The sequence below is a fragment of the Streptomyces sp. KL109B genome (genome assembly GCF_030766935.1).
Classification (GTDB): domain Bacteria; phylum Actinomycetota; class Actinomycetes; order Streptomycetales; family Streptomycetaceae; genus Streptomyces.
The window spans coordinates 73,476-92,878 of the sequence record NZ_JASERL010000002.1; the positions used below are offsets into that span (position 1 = coordinate 73,476).

General features: G+C 70.3%; 18 protein-coding genes. 2 read left to right on the plus strand and 16 right to left on the minus strand.

Annotated elements, in window-relative coordinates; genetic code table 11:
- Positions 1-19 precede the first annotated feature (19 nt).
- The 16 genes from ispG to RBJ65_RS06450 all read right to left on the minus strand — a co-directional run bounded on the left by ispG (position 20) and on the right by RBJ65_RS06450 (position 17,006).
- Positions 20-1,183 carry a flavodoxin-dependent (E)-4-hydroxy-3-methylbut-2-enyl-diphosphate synthase gene (ispG, locus tag RBJ65_RS06380; protein WP_306316643.1) on the minus strand — a complete coding sequence of 388 codons (1,164 nt, stop codon included), beginning with the start codon at positions 1,181-1,183 and terminating at the stop codon, positions 20-22.
- Positions 1,184-1,190: 7 nt separating this feature from the next.
- Complete coding sequence (gene hpnH / locus RBJ65_RS06385; protein WP_306316642.1) at positions 1,191-2,213, minus strand: adenosyl-hopene transferase HpnH; 1,023 nt, start codon at positions 2,211-2,213, stop codon at positions 1,191-1,193.
- 6 nt (positions 2,214-2,219) lie between these two features.
- Positions 2,220-2,876 carry a 1-hydroxy-2-methyl-2-butenyl 4-diphosphate reductase gene (locus RBJ65_RS06390; RefSeq protein WP_306316641.1) on the minus strand — a complete coding sequence of 219 codons (657 nt, stop codon included), beginning with the start codon at positions 2,874-2,876 and terminating at the stop codon, positions 2,220-2,222.
- Positions 2,876-4,882: a squalene--hopene cyclase gene (shc, locus tag RBJ65_RS06395; RefSeq protein ID WP_306316640.1), complete on the minus strand. Its 2,007-nt coding sequence runs from the start codon at positions 4,880-4,882 to the stop codon at positions 2,876-2,878. The genes RBJ65_RS06390 and shc overlap by 1 nt, the downstream gene beginning before the upstream one ends.
- Before the next feature lie 101 nt (positions 4,883-4,983).
- Positions 4,984-6,051, minus strand: a complete 1,068-nt coding sequence (locus RBJ65_RS06400; protein ID WP_372341174.1) for a polyprenyl synthetase family protein — start codon at positions 6,049-6,051, stop codon at positions 4,984-4,986.
- 89 nt (positions 6,052-6,140) lie between these two features.
- A complete protein-coding gene (gene hpnE / locus RBJ65_RS06405) occupies positions 6,141-7,580 on the minus strand; it encodes a hydroxysqualene dehydroxylase HpnE (protein WP_306316639.1) in 1,440 nt (479 codons plus the stop codon).
- Positions 7,577-7,750, minus strand: coding sequence for a DUF6380 family protein (locus RBJ65_RS42070; protein ID WP_372341173.1), 174 nt, complete (start codon positions 7,748-7,750; stop codon positions 7,577-7,579). Before RBJ65_RS42070 ends, hpnE begins: the two co-directional genes overlap by 4 nt.
- Positions 7,750-8,712, minus strand: a complete 963-nt coding sequence (gene hpnD / locus RBJ65_RS06410) for a presqualene diphosphate synthase HpnD (RefSeq protein WP_306316638.1) — start codon at positions 8,710-8,712, stop codon at positions 7,750-7,752. The genes RBJ65_RS42070 and hpnD overlap by 1 nt, the downstream gene beginning before the upstream one ends.
- The gene (hpnC, locus tag RBJ65_RS06415) at positions 8,709-9,575 is read right to left on the minus strand and encodes a squalene synthase HpnC (RefSeq protein WP_306316637.1); all 867 of its coding nucleotides are present in this window, start codon (positions 9,573-9,575) and stop codon (positions 8,709-8,711) included. Before hpnC ends, hpnD begins: the two co-directional genes overlap by 4 nt.
- Positions 9,576-9,992: 417 nt before the next feature.
- Complete coding sequence (locus RBJ65_RS06420; RefSeq protein WP_306316636.1) at positions 9,993-10,778, minus strand: ABC transporter ATP-binding protein; 786 nt, start codon at positions 10,776-10,778, stop codon at positions 9,993-9,995.
- Positions 10,771-11,700 (minus strand): ABC transporter permease, encoded by a 930-nt coding sequence (locus RBJ65_RS06425; RefSeq protein WP_306316635.1) that lies wholly within the window; start codon positions 11,698-11,700, stop codon positions 10,771-10,773. Before RBJ65_RS06425 ends, RBJ65_RS06420 begins: the two co-directional genes overlap by 8 nt.
- Positions 11,701-11,788: 88 nt before the next feature.
- Positions 11,789-12,661, minus strand: coding sequence for a glycosyltransferase family 2 protein (locus RBJ65_RS06430; RefSeq protein ID WP_306316730.1), 873 nt, complete (start codon positions 12,659-12,661; stop codon positions 11,789-11,791).
- A gap of 17 nt (positions 12,662-12,678) precedes the next feature.
- Entirely contained in the window at positions 12,679-13,458 is a 780-nt protein-coding gene (locus RBJ65_RS06435) for a CDP-alcohol phosphatidyltransferase family protein (protein WP_306316634.1), read from the minus strand.
- Complete coding sequence (locus RBJ65_RS06440) at positions 13,436-14,503, minus strand: iron-containing alcohol dehydrogenase family protein (protein ID WP_306316633.1); 1,068 nt, start codon at positions 14,501-14,503, stop codon at positions 13,436-13,438. Before RBJ65_RS06440 ends, RBJ65_RS06435 begins: the two co-directional genes overlap by 23 nt.
- Positions 14,491-15,243 carry a phosphocholine cytidylyltransferase family protein gene (locus RBJ65_RS06445; RefSeq protein ID WP_306316632.1) on the minus strand — a complete coding sequence of 251 codons (753 nt, stop codon included), beginning with the start codon at positions 15,241-15,243 and terminating at the stop codon, positions 14,491-14,493. The genes RBJ65_RS06440 and RBJ65_RS06445 overlap by 13 nt, the downstream gene beginning before the upstream one ends.
- The gene (locus RBJ65_RS06450; RefSeq protein ID WP_306316729.1) at positions 15,240-17,006 is read right to left on the minus strand and encodes a DUF5941 domain-containing protein; all 1,767 of its coding nucleotides are present in this window, start codon (positions 17,004-17,006) and stop codon (positions 15,240-15,242) included. The genes RBJ65_RS06445 and RBJ65_RS06450 overlap by 4 nt, the downstream gene beginning before the upstream one ends.
- 311 nt (positions 17,007-17,317) lie before the next feature.
- Between RBJ65_RS06450 and galE the strand changes: the two genes are divergently transcribed.
- Both galE and RBJ65_RS06460 read left to right on the plus strand, forming a co-directional pair.
- Positions 17,318-18,310, plus strand: a complete 993-nt coding sequence (gene galE, locus RBJ65_RS06455; RefSeq protein WP_306316631.1) for a UDP-glucose 4-epimerase GalE — start codon at positions 17,318-17,320, stop codon at positions 18,308-18,310.
- Positions 18,311-18,458: 148 nt separating this feature from the next.
- Positions 18,459-19,400 (plus strand): cation diffusion facilitator family transporter, encoded by a 942-nt coding sequence (locus RBJ65_RS06460; protein ID WP_306316630.1) that lies wholly within the window; start codon positions 18,459-18,461, stop codon positions 19,398-19,400.
- Positions 19,401-19,403 lie beyond the last annotated feature (3 nt).

Below are 19,403 nucleotides of genomic sequence, written 5' to 3' on the forward strand. Positions count from 1 at the left end.
CCCGTCCGTACCAAAGAACTCAGCTCACGGTGACGTCGGGCGCTCCCGACGCGACGCCGTCCTGCTCCATCTGTTCGGCGATCTTCATCGCCTCGTCGATCAGCGTCTCGACGATCTTCGACTCGGGGACGGTCTTGATGACCTCTCCCTTGACGAAGATCTGGCCCTTGCCATTGCCGGACGCCACCCCGAGGTCCGCCTCGCGGGCCTCCCCCGGGCCGTTCACCACACACCCCATGACGGCCACCCGCAGCGGCACTTCCATGCCGTCGAGCCCGGCGGTCACCTCGTCGGCGAGCTTGTAGACATCGACCTGCGCGCGCCCGCAGGACGGGCACGACACGATCTCCAGGCGGCGGGGTTTCAGGCCGAGCGACTCCAGGATCTGGTTGCCGACCTTGACCTCCTCCACCGGCGGCGCGGACAGCGAGACACGGATGGTGTCCCCGATGCCCTCGCTGAGCAACGCCCCAAAGGCGACAGCGGACTTGACGGTCCCCTGGAAGGCGGGACCGGCCTCCGTGACACCCAGGTGCAGCGGGTAGTCGCAGGCCGCGGCGAGCTGCCGATAGGCGTTCACCATCACCACGGGGTCGTTGTGCTTGACCGAGATCTTGATGTCCCGGAAGCCGTGCTCCTCGAAGAGCGATGCCTCCCACAGGGCGCTCTCCACCAGCGCTTCCGGGGTGGCCTTGCCGTACTTCTGAAGCAGCCGCTTGTCGAGCGAACCGGCGTTGACCCCGATCCGGATCGGGGTACCCGCCTCCGACGCGGCCCGCGCGATCTGCTTCACCTTGTCGTCGAACTGCTTGATGTTGCCCGGGTTCACGCGCACCGCCGCACACCCGGCGTCAATGGCCGCGAACACGTACTTCGGCTGGAAGTGGATGTCCGCGATCACGGGGATCTGCGACTTGCGGGCGATGGTCGCGAGCGCGTCCGCGTCGTCCTGGGTCGGGCACGCGACGCGCACGATCTGGCAGCCGGAGGCGGTCAGTTCGGCGATCTGCTGCAGCGTCGCGCCGATGTCGGACGTACGCGTCGTGGTCATCGACTGTACGGATACGGGGGCGCCGCCTCCCACGGCCACCGGTCCGACCTGGATCTGACGGCTGACTCGCCGTTCAGCGATGGGTCGGACCGGCACCTCGGGGAGGCCCAATGAGACAGGCTCTCCGTTCATGACACGCTCACCCTCGGTTCCCGGCGACGGTCTCGGACATGGCCCGGATGGACTCCTTGAGCGAGCCCATCGTGGCGAGCACGGCCGTCGGCTCGTAGCCGCAGTGCGCCATGCAGTTGTCGCAGCGCGGGTCCTTGCCGCGCCCGTACGCGTCCCAGTCGGTCTTCTCGATGAGCTCCTTGTACGTGGGCACGTACCCGTCCGCCATCAGGTAGCAGGGCTTCTGCCAGCCGAACAGCGAGTAGTTGGGGATGGCCCACGCGGTGCACGGGAAGTCGACCTTGCCCTCGAGGAAGTCGAGGAACAGCGGCGAGTGGTTGAGCCGCCAGCGCCGCCTGTTGCCGCCCGTGAACGCCTTCTTGAACAGTTCACGGGTCTGCGTGACCCCCAGGAAGTGGTCCTGGTCGGGCGCCTTCTCGTAGGCGTACGCGGGCGAGATCATCATCTCGTCGACCTTGAGGTCGTCGTTGAGGTAGTTGAGCACCTCGATGATGTTCTGCGGGGTGTCGGTGTTGAAGAAGGTCGAGTTCGTGGTGACCCGGAAGCCGCGCCGCTTGGCCTCCTTGATCGCCTCGACCGCCTCGTCGAAGACACCCTCCTTGGCGACGGACTCGTCGTGCCGCTCGCGCATGCCGTCGATGTGCACGGTGAACGCGAAGAACGGCGAGGGCTTGAACTTGTCCATCTTCTTGCGCAGCAGCATGGCGTTGGTGCACAGGAAGACATACTTCTTCTTGGCCACCAACTGCCGCACGATCTCATCGATCTGAGGGTGCATCAGCGGCTCGCCGCCGGCGATGGACACCATCGGCGCACCGGATTCCAGGACGGCGCCGACGGCCTGGGCGACCGGCATGCGCTGCTTGAGCACCCCGGCCGGGTGCTGGATCTTCCCGCAGCCCTCGCACTTGAGGTTGCAGGCGAAGAGGGGTTCCAATTCGACGATCAGCGGAAACTTGTCCCGCCTGCGGATCTTCTGTTCAGCGAGATATGTCGCAACCTTGATGGACTGACGAAGCGGCATGGCCATCTGGGCTCACCTCCGAGGGAGCAGCAAAGAACGGTGCCATTCAAAAAAGGCTGGAAGGACGGCACGAAGGACGCGGAATGCCGATAGTCCACCGCGCACCGTGCCGATCCTGACGAGTTCATGTTCCGGGGCGTCAACGACCACCCGTACGGCGGCAACCGGCCGCGTGGCCGAGCCGCCCGCCGCCCGCAGCGTCGCGGCCGACTCCATGTCGACGGCGATCGCTCCGGTGGCCAGCAGGTCACCGCGCTCGTGACCGCGCACCACATGGTCCGAGCCGGTCAGCGGCCCGGTGTGCACGGTGCGCCCTGGCACGGCCCTGACCAGCTCCTTGACCAGGAGGTCCGGGTCCACGCACGGCGTGCTGCCGTGCCCGTCCCGGGTCTCCTCGGCCACGACCAGGTCACCGGGGTGCATGCCGGGCGCGAGGCCCGCGCAGAACCCGGTGGCGAGCACGGCCGCGTCGCGCAGCACGGGGTCGACCAGCGCACGCGTCACGGCGCGCTCGGCGGCCTTCGGGCCCATGCCCGTACGCAGCACGGTCACGGGGCTCGGCGCCCCGGCCCGGCTGCCGCTGCGCAGCGCGAGGTGCTCGATGCCGAGCGCACAGGCGACCAGCAGCGGCGCGGTCTCCGGCGGACGGGCCGCCGGCGATGCGGTCATCAGCTCCCCTTGGTGGCGGGGCCCGTGTCACTGAACGGCTCGCCGTTGACGTACCGGCCGAGCGCGGTCAGCGGGAACACCTGCCGGTACAGGTGGTAGTTGATCGAGAAGTCCCAGGGGAAGCCGGTACCGGTGAAGTACGGTTCGTCCCAGGTCCCGTCCTCGGTCTGGGTCTCGGCCAGGAAGCCGATGCCGCGCTCGACGGCCTTCGACTCCCGCTCCCCCGCCGCGAGCAGCGCGAGCAGCGCCCACCCGGTCTGCGATGCGGTGGAGACGCCGTGCCCCTTCCAGTCCTCGTAGCGGTACGAGCGCAGGTCCTCGCCCCAGCCGCCGTCCTCGTTCTGCACGGACTCCAGCCAGTTGACGGCCCGTCGGATCGCGGGGTGCGAGGCGGGGAAACCGGCCGCTGTCAGGGCGGGCACCACCGACCCTGTTCCGTATACGTAGTTGACACCCCAGCGGCCGAACCAGGAGCCGTTCGCCTCCTGTTCGGCGAGGAGCCACTCGATGCCGCGCCGGGTGCGCGGGTCGCTCGTGCGGCCCTCGACGGCGAGCATCTCGACGACGTGCCCGGTGACATCGGCGGACGGCGGGTCGATGACCTCGCCGAAGTCGCAGAACGGCAGCCGGTTGGGGAACGGGCTGGTGTTGTCGACGTCGAAGGCGCCCCACGCGCCGTTCTTCGACTGCATCCCGAGGTTCCAGCGCACGCCGCGCTCGATGGCCTTCTCGGCGCGCACCTTGTCGGGGAGTTTCACCCGGCGCAGCGCGAGCACGACCTCGGCGGTGTCGTCGATGTCGGGGTAGTTGTCGTTCTCGAACTCGAAGGCCCAGCCGCCGGGTTCGAGCGCGGGCTTGCGTACGGACCAGTCGCCGGGGCGGTCGATCTGCTCGGCGATCATCCACTCGGCGGCCTTGACCAGCGCGGGGTGGTCGGCGGGCAGTCCGGCGTCGGCGAGCGCGATCGTCGCGAGACATGTGTCCCACACGGGTGACTGGCAGGCCTCGATCATCCGGGCGCCGTCCTCGCGCCACACGGCGAATCGGTCGAGGGACTCCAACCCGGCCTTCAGGACCGGGTGCTGAAGGTCGTAGCCGAGGAGGTGGAGAGCGATGACGGAGTAGACGGCGGGTGGCTGGATGCCGCCCCAGCAGCCGTCGTTCTCCTGGCGCTCGATGATCCAGCGGGCCGCCGAGTTGATGGCTGCCTTGCGGAGCCGCTTCAGGGCCACCTTGTGGTAGCCGTGCATGATCTTGTCGAGCCGCTCGAACGCGCCGTCCCAACTCGCCACGGGGGCAAGGGGCTTGGCGGGGTTCGGGTCGCGCGGGTCGGTGTGCAGCTCGTCCAGCGGGAACGGCGCGGGGCGCACCGGGCGCTTCGCGGACACGACGGTGAGCGGCACGATCGTCTGCCGGGCCCAGCAGCCGAAGTCGTAGATGTTGAGCGGCATCCACTTGGGGAAGTAGATGAGCTCCGGCGGGAGTTCGGGGAGGTCGTCCCACTTCCACCAGCCGAACAGGGCCAGCCAGATCCGGGTGAACACGCGGGACTCGGCGATGCCGCCGCGCTCGCGGATCCACGCGGAGGCCTTGGCCATGTGCGCGTCGTCCGGGGAGTCACCGGCCAGGCGCAGCGCGACGTACGCCTCGATGGTGGTGGACAGTTCGCCGGGTCCGCCGTAGAAGGTGGCCCAGGTGCCGTCCGCGCGCTGCTCGCCGCGGATGAAGAGCGCGGCGGCGTCGGTGGTCTTCTTGTCCCTGATGCCGAGGAACTGGCGCAGCAGCAGGTCTTCGGCGTCCATCGTCACATTGGTGTCGAGGTCGCCCTTCCACCAGCCCCGGTCGTCCTGCCGCGCGAGCAGGAAGTCCGTGGCGCGCTGTATGGCTCGTCCGGCGGCGGCCGGTGTCCCGGCCGCCCCGGGGGTAGTTTCGGTCAGTTGGGCAGTGGTGGCCGAGGTCGCCTGCGGGGCCGTGGCTCCGGTGCTTCCGTCGGTCGTCGCTGTCATGGCTATCCCTTCATGCAGTGATTCTGATGCTGGGTAACCGTCGGCCGGGGCCCTGGCGGGACACCGGCCGGCGACTGCGAGTCATATGCGGCCGATAGTGATCATCTCTTTCGCACTACTACGAAGTCGGCGAGCGCCACGAACTGGGCGCGCACCGTGGCTGACATCTGGACGGAGTCCAGGGCTTCGAGGGCGACGGCGTACTGCCGGCGCGCTTCTTCGGCGGTCCAATCGCGCCCGCCGGCCTCCTCGATGAGGGCGGCGCGGGCGGCGAAGTCCGCTTCGGTGAAGGCGTCGAAGTCAACGTCCTTGGCGTCGGCGGCGAGGAGTTCACCGAGCCGCTCGGAGGCCGGGCCGCCCGCACCGAGCGCGGCGACGACCGGGAGGGACTTCTTGCGCTGACGCAGGTCGCTCCAGGTCTGCTTGCCGGTGGACTCGGGGTCGCCCCAGATGCCGAGGAGGTCGTCGACGGCCTGGAAGGCGAGGCCGAGGTGGTAGCCGTACTTCTCCAGGGCGTCGGCGGTCGCGTCGTCGGCGCCGCCGAGGACCGCGCCGATGGAGGAGGCGCAGGCGAGCAGGGCGCCCGTCTTGTTGCCCTCCATCTCCAGGCACTCCACGACGCTGACGCGCTCGCGGTGCTCGAAGCCGATGTCCTGGGCCTGGCCGTCGATCAGGGCGCGGGTCGCCGTGGTGAGGCGGCGCGCGGCGCGGCCCGCGTCGACGGTCTCCAGCTCCAGGATGATCTCGTTGGCGAGGGCGAACAGGGCGTCGCCGACGAGGATCGCCTGCGCGGGACCGTGCACCTTCCACACGGTGTCCCGGTGGCGGCGCTGCTCGTCGCCGTCCATCAGGTCGTCGTGCAGCAGCGAGAAGTTGTGGACGAGCTCGACCGCGACGGCGCCCGGCACGCCGACCTCCGGGTCGGCGCCCGCGGCCTGCGCGGACAGCACGGCAAGGGCGGGGCGCACGGCCTTGCCGCCGTCGCCGTCGGCCGGGTTGCCTTCGGCGTCGATCCAGCCGAAGTGGTAGGCGGCGACGGTGTCCATCGGGGGTGCCAGGCGGTCCACCGCCGCCTTGAGCACGGGGGTGGCCAGGGTTCGGCCGCGCTCCAAAAGCGCGGTCACGTCCACCGCGTCGGCAGCCTCTTGGGCCGAGGGCACAGGTGGCACAGTCTCTCCTTGTGTAACCGGATTCACCGTTGTCGGCTCTTCCACCGTGGGAAGTTCGCTGGTCGCGTCGGCCGTGCGCGGTTCGTACGTCACGCCGCCTCCCGGAACAGATGGCCGCGGGGGCGGCCGAGGGCGGCGAGCGCGGCGTCGGCGGCACTGGTGCCGCTGCGGACAGCGCTTTCCATGGTCGCGGGCCACCCGGTGGCGGTCCACGCGCCGGCCAGGTACAGGCCGGGGGCATTGGTGCGGGCCGAGGGCCGCAGTGCGCCGACTCCGGGGGTCGGCGCGAAGGTCGCCGTCCGCTCCCGGGTGACGAAGAAGTCGTGGATGGTGGCCCCGCGCGCGGCGGGCAACAGCCGCTCAAGCTCCGGGACATAGCGCTTACGAAGGGTGGCCACGGGCGCGTCGATCTCGTCCTGCGCGGCCGACTGGGAGACGGCGAGGTACTGGCCACTGGTGAGACCGGAAGCCTCGGTCCGGTCGAAGACCCACTGCACCGGCGAACCGAGCGCCGTGAAGAACGGCCGCTTGACGACCTTGCGGTCGTACACCACATGCAAGTTGAGGATCGGAGCGGTGCCGATGTCGAGCAACCGCTGCTTGTCGTCCAGCGCCTGGTCCGGCAGCAGCCCGTGCGCCTCGCGCTGCGGCACGGCGAGCACGACGGCGTCGGCCCGCAGCACCTCCCCGCAGCCGTCCGGGCCCTCGGGAACCTCCACGGCCCAACGCCCGTTGTCCGTACGGGAGATGGAGGTGACGCGTGTACGGAGTCCGGTGCGTACGCCCGAGGAGTCGAGCGCCTTGCGGGCGAGAGTGTCGTGGAGTTCACCGAGGGGCACCTTCGCCCACCCGATGTCGGCGGCGCCCGGTTCGGACAGCAGCCCGGTCTTGAACACCATGGCGGCGAGGCCCAGCGAGGAGTCCCCCGCCACCGCGTTCAGGGTCGCGACGCCGACGAGGTCCCACAGCGCCTCGATGGCCCGCTGTGTCTGCCCGTGCTCGGCCAGCCAGGAGCCGAAGTCCCGCTTGTCGAGCGCCGGATCGGCGGGATCGAGCCCCTTGAGGGCGAGCGCGGCACGGCCGACGTTGGCGCGCTCGGCGAGCGTCAGATGCGGGTACGTGGCGAGGCTCTTCGCCAGATGCAGCGGCACCGGCAGCGCGGTGCGCCGCAGCCGGCCGAGCCGGTTCCTGTCGGCGTCGAGTACGGGCACGTCGAGTCGTTCCTGCAGGGGTGCGAGCGAGGTCGCGTCGACGCGGTCGAGGAACCAGCGGTAGGCGGTGCAGCAGCGCAGGTACACGTGCTGGCCGTTGTCGACGGTGAGGTTGCCGCGCTTGAAGGAGAACGCGAGGCCGCCGAGCCGGGGCCGTCCTTCGAGGAGGGTGACGTCCATGCCGCCGTCGGCGAGGGCGAGCGCGGACGTGATGCCTGCGAGCCCACCGCCGACGACCACCGCGGTGGGCCTCGTTCGGGCCGCGGCGGCGTCCGCTTCCGCGTCGCGCACGTCGGTTGACGTGATCCCGTCGCTCATGCGCCCTCCCCCTGGGTGGTGCCTTCGGTGGTGCGTACGGCCTGCGTGGGGCCGGGTTCGACGGGTGTGACGAACACGCGGCCGACCGTTGCATGCAGGGACGCCGGGCCGCCCCGGAGGGTTGCCCGCCGTTTCGGCCTTGACGTGTCGATCCGGCCCGCGATGTCCATCAGGCGCGCCTCCTGGCGGCGCCGCGGGTGGTGCCGCGCACGACGGTGCGGGCGTCGAGCCCCGACAGTCCGCGCACGGCGACGTACGCCTTCTCGTGTCCGGGCAGCGAGACCCGGCCGCGGAGCACGGCCTCGGGGTCGCGCTCGATGCGGTCGAGGAGGCGGCGGTAGATGCCGGCCATGGCGGCGACGCAGGCGCCGGAGCGGCGGTCGAGCATGGGAAGCAGCCGGTAGCCCTCGGCGAACAGGGCGCGGGCGCGCCGGACTTCGAAGTGGACCAGGCCCGCGAAGTCCGAACCGGCCGGCGGCGTCGGGCCGTGGAATCCGGCGGAGCAGCCGAACTTGGCGAGGTCGTCGGCGGGCAGGTAGGTGCGCCCGTCCATGGCGTCCTCGCGAACGTCCCGCAGGATGTTGGTGAGTTGGAGTGCGAGCCCGAGCGTGTCCGCCAGCTCCGGCGCCCGCTCGACGCCGCGCGCCCCCGGTTCCGTACCGAAGACGCCGAGGGAGACCCGGCCGATGGCGCCCGCGACGCAGCGGCAGTAGACCTTCAGGTCGTCCCAGGTCTCGTAGGACTCGCCGCGCAGGTCCATCAGGACGCCGTCGATCAGCTCGTCGAGCCCGCCCAGCGGGATCGGGAAGCGGCTCGCGGCGTCGGCGAGGGCGACGGCCACCGGGTCGGTGTCGTCCTCCTCGACCTTGCCGTCCTGGACGCGGCCGAGCAGCGCCCTGGTCTCGTCGAGCCGGTGCGCCTTGATGTCCGGCTCAAGCGTGCCGTCGCCGATGTCGTCGACGCGGCGCGAGAACGCGTACACCGCCGACATCGCGCGCCGCTTCGGGGCCGGAAGCAGCCGGATCCCGTAGGCGAAGTTGCGGGCCTGCTGCCCGGTGACGGTCTCGCAGTAGCTGTATGCGGCGAGCACCGGCGCCGACACGGTCTGGTCTGACTCCACGGTCTTGCTCACCCCTCTCCTCGCAGAGTCGCTCCCACCTCGCGCAGCAATCGCGCCTTGGTGGGTTTGGGTGGTCCCGGAAGCACGTCGTACGACACGGCGGTGATCGCGTGGACCGCCGCCTTCCCCCCAGCGACGAACCCTGCCAGCAGCAGCTTCAGCCTGCCGTGGACGCTACCCACCAGGGGGGTGCCTTCATTCAGCAGCTTCAGGGCGCGTTCCGCCTCGTACGCGACCAGCGCGCGCACCGATGCGCCCGCGCTCGGCGCGGCCAGGTCGGCCTCGTCGACGTGGAACCTCTTCAGGTCCTCGGCCGGCAGGTAGATCCGGTCGCGGCCCAGGTCCTCGGCCACGTCCTGGAGGTGCTCGACGATCTGGAGGCCGGTGCAGACGGCGTCCGAGAGGCGGATCCGCTCGGGGGTCGCGGTGTCGGTGATCGCGAGGACCAGGCGGCCGACCGGGTTGGCGGACAGCTCGCAGTAGGCGAGCAGGTCGTCGTACGTCTCGTAGCGCGTGACCAGCTGGTCCTGGCGGTTCGCGGCGATCAGGCCGAGGAACGGCTCGGGGGTGAGCGAGCGGCGCCGGACGGTGGGCCGCAGGGCCTTCAGGAGGGGGTGCCGCGGCGTCCCGTCGAAGACCTGCTCCAGGTCGGCCTCGAAGGCGTCCAGCATCGCGAGCCGGTCGTGGGCCCGATCGGGTGACACGCCCAGGTGCCCGGCGTCCGCGCCGCCGGGGGCGAGGTCGCCGTCGCCGATGTCGTCGACGAGGCGCGCGAAGCCGTACACGGCCATCAGGTCGTCGCGCCAGGCGCGCGGCAGGAAGAAGGGGGCCACGGGGAAGTTCTCATCGGCCGCCTTGTCGAGGGTGGCGGTCACCGGATGCGGCCCGCTTCTCCGACGACGGCCAAAGCCCCGCGGAGCTGGAGAGTTTCCATAGCCATTGCCGTCACAACTCCCGTTCTACACTGCGGACCCAATACATCTCATTTCGGACACGCCGCCCGGGCGCCCGCCCGGCCGCCCAACCCTGCCAGGGGTCGGGATGTCGCGCCTTATCGCCCCACATGCCGCGATTGAGGCCGGTACAGCTTACGTTGTACAACGGCCGCCCTCGCGTCGGGGTGTTCTGCACATCACAACAACACACCGATTGACGCCAAGATTCCTACAGGGCAAGGAAGTTGACCTCCCCTTGACCGTGATCGCCAATTACTTGGTGTCTACAGGCATATCAGAGGCCCCACCGGACGGAAGCCGGTGGGGCCTCATATGACGTGGTCCAGGAGAGGGCGGTTACTTGCCCGTGAACTTCTCGTACTCCTTGAGTACCTCGGCCGTCGGACCGTCCATACGCAGTTCCCCGCGCTCCAGCCACAGGACGCGGTCGCAGGTGTCGCGGATGGACTTGTTGTTGTGACTCACCAGGAAGACCGTGCCGGCCTCCTTGCGCAGCTCGCGGATGCGGGCCTCGGAGCGCTTCTGGAACTTCTTGTCACCCGTCGCGAGCGCCTCGTCGATCATCAGCACGTCGTGGTCCTTGGCGGCCGCGATCGAGAAGCGCAGGCGGGCCGACATGCCGGAGGAGTACGTCCGCATCGGCAGCGTGATGAAGTCGCCCTTCTCGTTGATGCCGGAGAAGTCGACGATGTCCTGGTAGCGCGACTTGACCTCCTCGCGGGACATGCCCATGGCCAGGCCGCCGAGGATCACGTTCCGCTCGCCCGTGAGGTCGTTCATCAGGGCCGCGTTCACGCCGAGCAGCGAGGGCTGGCCGTCGGTGTAGACCTTGCCCTTCTCGGCGGGCAGCAGGCCGGCGATGGCGCGCAGCAGGGTCGACTTGCCGGAGCCGTTCGTGCCGATGAGGCCGATGGCCTCGCCGCGGTACGCGGTGAACGTGACGCCCTTGACGGCGTGCACCTTGCGCACGCCGCGCTCCTCGCCGCGCTTGAGCATGCGGCTCAGCGCGGAGGTCGCGCTGCCCTTGCCGGCCCGCGTGCCGTTGACGCGGTACACGATGTGCAGCTCGTCGGCGATGACCGTGGGGACGCGGGCGTCGGTGATGGTTTCGGTGTCAGCCACGGCCGTACCGCTCCTCTGCCTTCCAGAAGTAGACGAAGCCGAGCGCCGCGACGAGCACGGCCCAGCCAAGGGCCACGGCCCAGACGTGCGGCGGCAGGTTCTCGGAGCCGTAGCCGTCGATGAGCGCGAAGCGCATCAGGTCCATGAAGATCGCGGCCGGGTTCCACTGCAGGACGTCCGCGATCCACGTCGGCTTGCCCTCCAGCATGATCGGGATGGAGAACATGACGCCGGACGCGTACATCCACGTACGCAGGATGAACGGCATCAGCTGCGCGAGGTCCGGGGTCTTCGAACCCGCTCGCGCCATGATCAGCGCGAGGCCCACGTTGAACAGGAACTGCAGCGCGAGGATCACCGGGATCAGCAGCCACGACAGGCTCGGGTAGCTGCCGAAGACGCATGCGACGACGACGAGCACGATCATCGAGTACAGCAGCTGCTGGAGCTGTTGCAGCGCGAAGGAGATGGGCAGCGAGGCACGCGGGAAGTGCAGCGCGCGCACCAGGCCCAGGTTGCCCGAGATCGCCCGCACGCCCGACATCACCGAGGACTGCGTGAACGTGAAGACGAAGACGCCCGTCACCAGGAACGGGATGAAGACGTCCTGTCCCATGCCCTTGTCGGTGCCGAGCAGCTTGCCGAAGATCAAGTAGTAGACCGCCGCGTTCAGCAGCGGCGTCGCCACCTGCCACACCTGGCCGAGCTTGGCCTGGCTGTACTGGGCGGTCAGCTTCGCCCGCGAGAACGCGAGGATGAAGTGCCGCCGGCCCCACAACTGCCGTGCGTACTCGACCAGACCGGGGCGGGCCCCGCTGACGGACAAGCCGTACTTGTCGGCGAGCTCCCGCGGGGAGAGCCCGTCGTCGGGCGACGGAGCCGCGCTCACGGCGACTCCGGCGTCATGCGTTGTCTCACTCACAAGAGGAACTTTCGTCTTCAAAAGCGCGACCTGGGCGGGCATGGCGAAAGGCCGGGAAGGGCAGCCATGCCGTCAAGGTACGAGCTTGTCAGATGACAGGGGGTCGGCCCAGTCGGGTCAGCCGCCACACGGTACGCCACTTCATGGGGCGCCTGGGGCCGCAGGGGGTCGTCCAGCCTTCCTTGAAGCCGCCGAGCCAGGCCCGCAACGCCGGGCCCGAAGGCCGCCGGGCCAGCGTCAACAGCAGCCAGACGCCGAGGTAGACCGGCACCAGGAGCGCGGGCAGATTGCGGCGGGCCAGCCAGACGCGGTTGCGGGCGACCATGCGGTGGTAGACCGCGTGCCGGGACGGCGCCGTGGTCGGGTGGTGCAGGACCATGTCGGCGCGGTAGTCGATCATCCAGCCCGCGTCGAGGGCACGCCAGGCGAGGTCGGTCTCCTCGTGGGCGTAGAAGAACTCGGCCGGCAGCGGTCCGGCCTCGGCGATGACCCGCGTACGGACGGCGTTGGCGCCGCCGAGGAACGTGGTCACGCGCGAGGAGCGCATCGGGTCGGCGGCGCGCAGCCGCGGCACGTGGCGGCGCTGCGTCTCGCCGGTGTCCGGGTCCGCGATGCGGAAGCTGACGATGCCGAGCCTGGGGTCGTCGGCGAATGCCTCGCGGCACTTGTTCGCCGTGTCCGTCAGCGGAAGGAGGCCGTCGTCGTCCAGGAACATCAGGATGTCGACGTCCGAGCCGGAGGGGCCGAACGCCTCGATGCCTACGTTGCGTCCGCCCGGGATGCCGAGGTTCTCCGGCAGCTCGATCGTCCGTACGCCCTCGGGCACGTCCGGGACCGGGGAGCCGTTGCCGACCACGACCACCTCGACCGGGTCGCCGTCCTGCTTGGCGACCGAGTCGAGGAGGGCGCGCAGCTCGGCCGGCCGGTTGCCCATGGTGATGACAACCGCGCCGACCTTCAACTGCCCTGTGCCGCCGCTCACTTGAGCCTGCTCGAAGCGAGGATCGACACGAGGTGGAGCAGGGTCTGGAGGAGCGCGATGCCCGCCAGGACGGCCACACCCAGGCGCGAGAAGAACAGGTCGCCCCGGATCTGGTCCACGATCGCGAGGACCAGGATGAGGAGCGTCGCCTCGATGCCCAGGATGAGCCGGTGGAACTTCAGCATGGCGGCGGCCTTGCGGGCCGTGGCCATGCCGGAGGAGCGCATCTCGGACGCGGACTCCTTGACCTGCTCCTTGCCGCCGGCCGCGCGGGCCAGGCCCACGAGGTCCGTCTCGGCCTTGATCAGGATGGCGCCGAGCGCGGCGAGCGTGCCGAGGAAGGCCCACAGCCAGTCGATCCGCCCGGTGCCGAACAGGTCGGCGGCGCGCAGCCCGAAGCCGACCAGGACGGCGGCGTCGGTGAGGTACGCGCCGACCCGGTCCATCCAGACCCCGGTCAGCGAGTACTGCTTGCGCCACCGCGCGACCTCGCCGTCGACGCAGTCGAGCAGCAGGTACAGCTGCACCGCGACGATGCCGAGGACCGCGCCCCAGATGCCCGGCACGAGCAGCGCCGGAGCCGCGAGGACGCCGCAGACGGTCATCAGGTAGGTCAGCTGGTTGGGCGAGACCTTGGTGTTCACCAGGTGGCGGTCCACACGCAGCGAGACCTCGCGCATGTAGAGCCGGCCCATCCAGTGCTCACCGCTCCTGCGGTCCTTCACCCCTGCGGGGTGAACGACCGGGCGGAGTTCAGCTACCGATGGCTTTTGCATAGTCGGCGTAGGCGTCCCTGATCTGATCGGTGGAGAGGTTCAGGTGCTCGAGGATCGTGTAGCGGCCCGGACGGGTCTGCGGAGCGAACTCCACGACCTTGACGAACTCCTCCACGGTGAAGCCGATCTCCTCCGGCAGCACGGGCAGGCCGTGCCGGCGCAGCACCTGCGCCATGTACACGGACTGGTCGCGGGCACCGCGCAGGTGCATCGCGAACGCCGCGCCCAGGCCGCACTGCTCGCCGTGGCTCGCCGCGCGCTTGGGGTAGAGGAGGTCGAAGGCGTGGTTGATCTCGTGGCAGGCGCCGGAGGCCGGACGCGAGTCGCCCGAGACCGACATGGCGATACCGGTGAGGACCAGGCCCTCGGCCAGCACCTGGAGGAAGTCGTCGTCGCCGACGCCGCCGGGGTGCCGCAGGACCGCCTCGCCCGCCTGGCGTGCCATGGCGGCGGCCAGGCCGTCGATGTCCTCGCCGCGCTCGCGGGCGCCCAGCTCCCAGTCCGCGACGGCGGAAATGTTGGAGAGGGCGTCACCGATGCCGGAGCGCACGAAGCGCACCGGGGCCTCACGGATGATGTCGAGGTCGATGACGACGCCGATCGGGTTCGGCACACCGTACGAGCCGCGGCCCGCGTCGTTGTCGAGGGTCGCGACGGGCGAGCACAGGCCGTCGTGCGACAGGTTCGTCGCGACGGCGACCAGTGGCACGCCCACGCGGGACGCCGCGAACTTGGCGCAGTCGATGATCTTGCCGCCGCCGAGGCCGACCAGGGCGTCGTAGCGCCCGGCCTTCTTGACGTCGTCGGCGAGCTTGATCGCGTCGTCGATGGTGCCGCCGCCGACCTCGAACCACTCGGCGCGGGGCAGCGAGGGCTCAAGGCGGGCCTTGAGGGCGGCGCCCGAGCCACCGCTGATCGCGATGGCCAGGCGGCCCGTGGACGACGAGATCCGCTGGTCGGCGAGGACCTTGGCCAGGTCGTCGAGCGCCCCGGACCGAATGTCGACGACGACCGGCGAAGGGATGAGTCTCGTCAGTACTGGCACGCGATCTCCCGCCCCTTGGCCAGGTCGTCGTGGTTGTCGATCTCGACCCACGCCACGTCGCCGATCGGGGCGACGTCGATCTTGAAGCCGCGGTTCACGAGCTCCTGGTAGCCGTCCTCGTAGTACAGCTGCGGGTCGCGCTCGTACGTGGCCTTCAGGGCGTCGGCCAGCTCGTCGGCGGCCTCGCCCTCGATGAGGGTGACGCCGATGTACTCGCCGGTGGCCTCGGACGGGTCCATCAGCTTCGTGATCTTCTGCATGCCCTTGTCGTCGTCGACGACGACCTTCATCTCCTCGTCGCCGAGGTCCTTGACCGTGTCGAGCGCCAGGATGATCTTCTTGCCGTCACCGCGGGCGGCGAGCAGCGTCTTCTCGACGGAGACCGGGTGCACGGTGTCGCCGTTGGCGAGGATCACCGAGTGCTTCATGGCGTCGCGGCCGCACCACAGGGAGTAGGCGTTGTTCCACTTCTCGGCGACGTCGTTCTCGATGAGCGTGAGCTTCAGGCCGTACTTCGCCTCGAGCGCGTCCTTGCGCTCGTAGACGACCTCCTTGCGGTAGCCGACGATGATGCCGACCTCGGTGAGGCCGATCTCGGCGAAGTTCTTGAGCGTGAGGTCGAGTACGGAGAGCTCGTTCTCGGTCCCCTCGCCCACGACGGGCACGAGCGCCTTGGGGAGCGTCTCGGTGTAGGGACGGAGCCGGCTGCCGGCGCCGGCGGCCAGGACGAGGCCGATCATGCGGGTTCTCCTTCATCGTGTACGGCGGGCTCTCCGCGACGAGCGGAGAGGACCCAGAAGCGGATGCTCTCGACGAGCACCACGAGTGCCACGGCCACGGCGAGCACCGTGAGCGCGAGGGTGAAATCTGTGGGGGTGAGCAGCGCGGCGAGGACCGTGACCACGAGAGTCCGGCCTTCGTGCCCGCCGATCGCCCGCACCAGCCAGTGCGGGGAGGCCCCGGCGTTGCCGCGGATGCGGTACACCGTGTCGTAATGATGGTAGGCGACCGCCGACACCAGGCCGAAGGCCGCGGGCAGGGCGCCCTGGACGTCGGCGCGGGCGGCGAGGAAGAGGATCGTGAGGTACTCGGCGGCCCGGAAGATCGGGGGGACCAGCCAGTCGAGCGCGCCCTTGAGGGGGCGGGCGACGGCGAGGCCCGACGTGACGCAGTACACGGCCGCGGCCACGATCGGCCAGGCGGAGCCGAAGTCCGTGAGCGCGCTCACAGCGACGACCGCGGCGGCGCCGACGGCGGCGACGACCGGGGCGGTCGCCGTCTTGCCGACCTTCGCGACCAGTTCGGCGATCGGTCCGGAGTCGGCGAGGTCGCGCAGCGCCTGTGCGGCGCGGTCGGTACGCCGTGCCTTGCGGGTCAGCGAGCGCAGGACGCGGCCCGCCGTGGTGTAGCAGGCGGCGAGCGCGCAGCCGATGAGCAGCATGTAGAAGGTGATGCGCGGCGTCGTGAACGCGGTGAACAGCGCGATCAGCGCCCAGCGTTCACCGATCGGCAGCACTATCATCCGGCGCGCCCAGACGGTCCAGCCGACGGAGTCGAGCTTGCCGGACAGGGACGCGGTGGGGCTGGTGTTGGCCTCGGCGTCGTGGTTCGCCTCGTTGAACGAGAAGTCGATCACGTGCCGGCCGGTCTGGAGCACCATCGCGCCGAGCGCGAGGGCCCATACGTCGTCGCCGCTCGCGTTGGCGGCGCCGAGCGCGAGGCCCGCGTAGTAGGCGTACTCCTTGGCCCGGTCGAACGTCGCGTCCAGCCAGGCGCCCATCGTCGAGTACTGGAGCGAGTAGCGGGCGAGCTGCCCGTCGGTGCAGTCCAGGACGAAGGAGGCGAGCAGCAGCACGCCCGCCGCGACGAACCCGACGCGTGTGCCGGTGGCCGCGCACGCCGCCGCGATCACGGCGACGAGCAGCGAAGCGGTGGTGACGTGGTTCGGGGTCAGGCCCCGGCGCGCGCACCAGCGCGCGATGTACCGGGAGTACGGGCTGATGCAGTAGGTGGTGAAGAAGCCGTCGCGCGCCTTGACCGCCGTACGCAGCCGGATCGCCTCGTCGTCGACGGCGGCGAGCGCCTGCCGGGCCTCGTTGCGGGCCTGCGGGTCGGCGGGCACCGCGGCGACGAGCTCGCCGAGCTCGGGGCGGTGCACGTCGGTGCCGTCGATCTCCAGGCTCTTGGCGACGACCTCGGGGTCGACGCCGGTCCGCGCGACGGCGCGGGTCAGGGCCTGGCGGGCGGCGGGCTGCGCGGTGAGCGCGCCCGGGATCGCCGACGCGGGAAAGCGCGGGTCGGTCAGGCCGAGGCGCAGGGCGTGGACATGGCCCACGAACCCCGCGTCGACGACCGCGACCCGCTGGTCGCCGGGGACGGCCGCGAGCGCCGCCTCGGCGTCCGCGGGGTCCGGGGCGGTCCGCACGTCGAAGCCGAGCGCCCGCAGATCGCCCTCGAGGGACGATCCGGGAACCGGCTGACCGGTGACGATGGCGGTCGACAGACGAACTCACTCCTTGGGTGCCGACGCGGGAGGGCGCCGGGCTCATGCATGGTGGATCATCCGGCACGGCCCCTGGAATGGGGCGGCCGGGCGGCATGTCGGCAGAGGCTATCGGATGGCGCAACCGGGCGTTCGCTGCCCGTTTACCGACCGATTGGCCCCTGTCCGCGCGGTCCGCGCTGCGCCGACCGCGCGCTCATCATTGACGATCAAGTACGCGCGCCACAAACCAGGGGCGGCCTTGATCCGTAACCGGCGGTAGCCCGCGGGGCGGCCGGGGAACGCCGGATCCGGTCTTAGGGTGGTGCGCCATGACGTGGCTGATCACCGGCGGAGCCGGATACATCGGCGCCCATGTGGCGCGGGCTATGACGGATGCGGGCGAGCGGGTCGTCGTCCTCGACAACGTGACGTCGGGGGTGCCCGCGCGGCTGCCCGAGTCGATCCCCCTCGTACGCGGCTCCGCCCTCGACACCGAGCTCGTGGCGCGGGTGTGCGCCGAGCACGAGGTGACGGGTGTCGTTCATCTCGCCGCGCACAAGCAGGTCGGCGAATCCGTCGAGAAGCCCGAGCTGTACTACCGGGACAACGTGGGCGGGCTCGCCGCCCTCCTGGAGACGGTCGCGGCGGCCGGGGTTCGCCGCTTCGTGTTCTCTTCGTCGGCCGCGGTGTACGGCAACCCGGACATCCCCGTGACGGATCTCATCACCGAGTCGACGCCCACCGCGCCGGTGAACCCGTACGGCGAGACGAAGCTCGCGGGCGAGTGGCTGGTGCGGGCGGCCGGGCAGGCGCACGGCATGGCGACGGTCTGCCTGCGCTACTTCAACGTGGCCGGCGCCGCAGCGCCCGAGCTCGCGGACATCGGCGTCTACAACGTGATCCCGATGGTCTTCGACCGGCTCACGCGCGGCGAGGCCCCGCGGATCTTCGGCGACGACTACCCGACCGCCGACGGCACCTGCGTACGTGACTACATTCACGTCGCCGACCTCGCCGAGGCCCACCTCGCGGCGGCCCGCCGGCTGTCCGCGTCCGACGCGGGCGGCGACCTGACGCTGAACATCGGCACCGGGCAGGGCGCCTCCGTGCGCGAGCTGATCGACGTGATCGCGGACGTGTCCGGAGACCGCACCCCCGCGCTCGTCGAGCCGCGCCGCCCCGGCGACGCCCCGCGCGCGGTCGGCTCCTCGGCGCTCGCCGAGCGGGAGCTGGGCTGGAAGGCGCAGCGCGGCGTACGCGAGATGGTCGAATCGGCGTGGGCCGGCTGGTGCCTGCGGCACCCGGAGGCCGCCGCGAAGTGACCTTGTCGGCGCCCTGACCTGCGTACACGCCGCGCACCGTTTCCGCAGGTCAGGGCACATGACAACGGTGTTCAGCACCATGTTTGCGGATACCCCCTCCCCGTAGTTCACTGTGATCGCAAGCACAGCGGCGGACAGGGGGTTTTCGATGGGCCTCGGGCACGATCACGACCACGGGCACAGCCACGGGCCGACGACCGGGACGGCCGCGGCCGCGCACCGGGGGCGGCTGCGGATCGCGCTGTCGATCACGATGACCGTGATGGTGGTGGAGATCGTCGGCGGTCTCCTCGCCGACTCGCTCGCGCTGATCGCCGACGCCGCCCACATGGCGACGGACGCGCTCGGCCTCGCGATGGCCCTGATCGCGATCCACTTCGCCAACCGCCCGGCCAGCGACCAGCGCACCTTCGGCTACGCGCGCGCCGAGATCCTCGCCGCGCTCGCCAACTGTCTGCTGCTGCTCGGCGTCGGCGGCTATGTCCTGTACGAGGCGATCGAGCGGTTCATCGAGCCGGCCGAGACGGCGGGCGGGCAGACGATCGTCTTCGGCCTGATCGGCCTGGTGGCGAACATGATTTCGCTGTCCCTCCTTGTGAAGGGGCAGCAGGAGAGCCTGAACGTGCGGGGCGCCTTCCTTGAGGTGGCCGCCGACGCCCTCGGTTCCCTCGCGGTGCTGATCTCCGCGGCGATCATCCTGACCACGGGCTGGCAGCCCGCCGACCCGATCGCCTCGCTCGTGATCGGCCTCATGATCGTGCCGCGCACCGTGAAGCTGCTGCGCGAGACGCTGAACGTGCTGCTCGAATCGGCCCCCAAGGGCGTCGACATGGCGCAGGTCAGGGCGCACATACTGGCGCTGCCCGGCGTCGAGGACGTGCACGACCTGCACGCGTGGACGATCACTTCAGGGATGCCGGTGCTCTCGGCGCACGTGGTGGTCAGCCCGGATGTGCTGGGCTCGATCGGCCACGAGAAGATGCTGCACGAACTACAGGGCTGCCTCGGCGATCACTTCGACGTGGAGCACTGCACCTTCCAGCTGGAGCCGACGGGCCACGCGGAGCACGAAGCGCGGCTCTGTCACTGACAG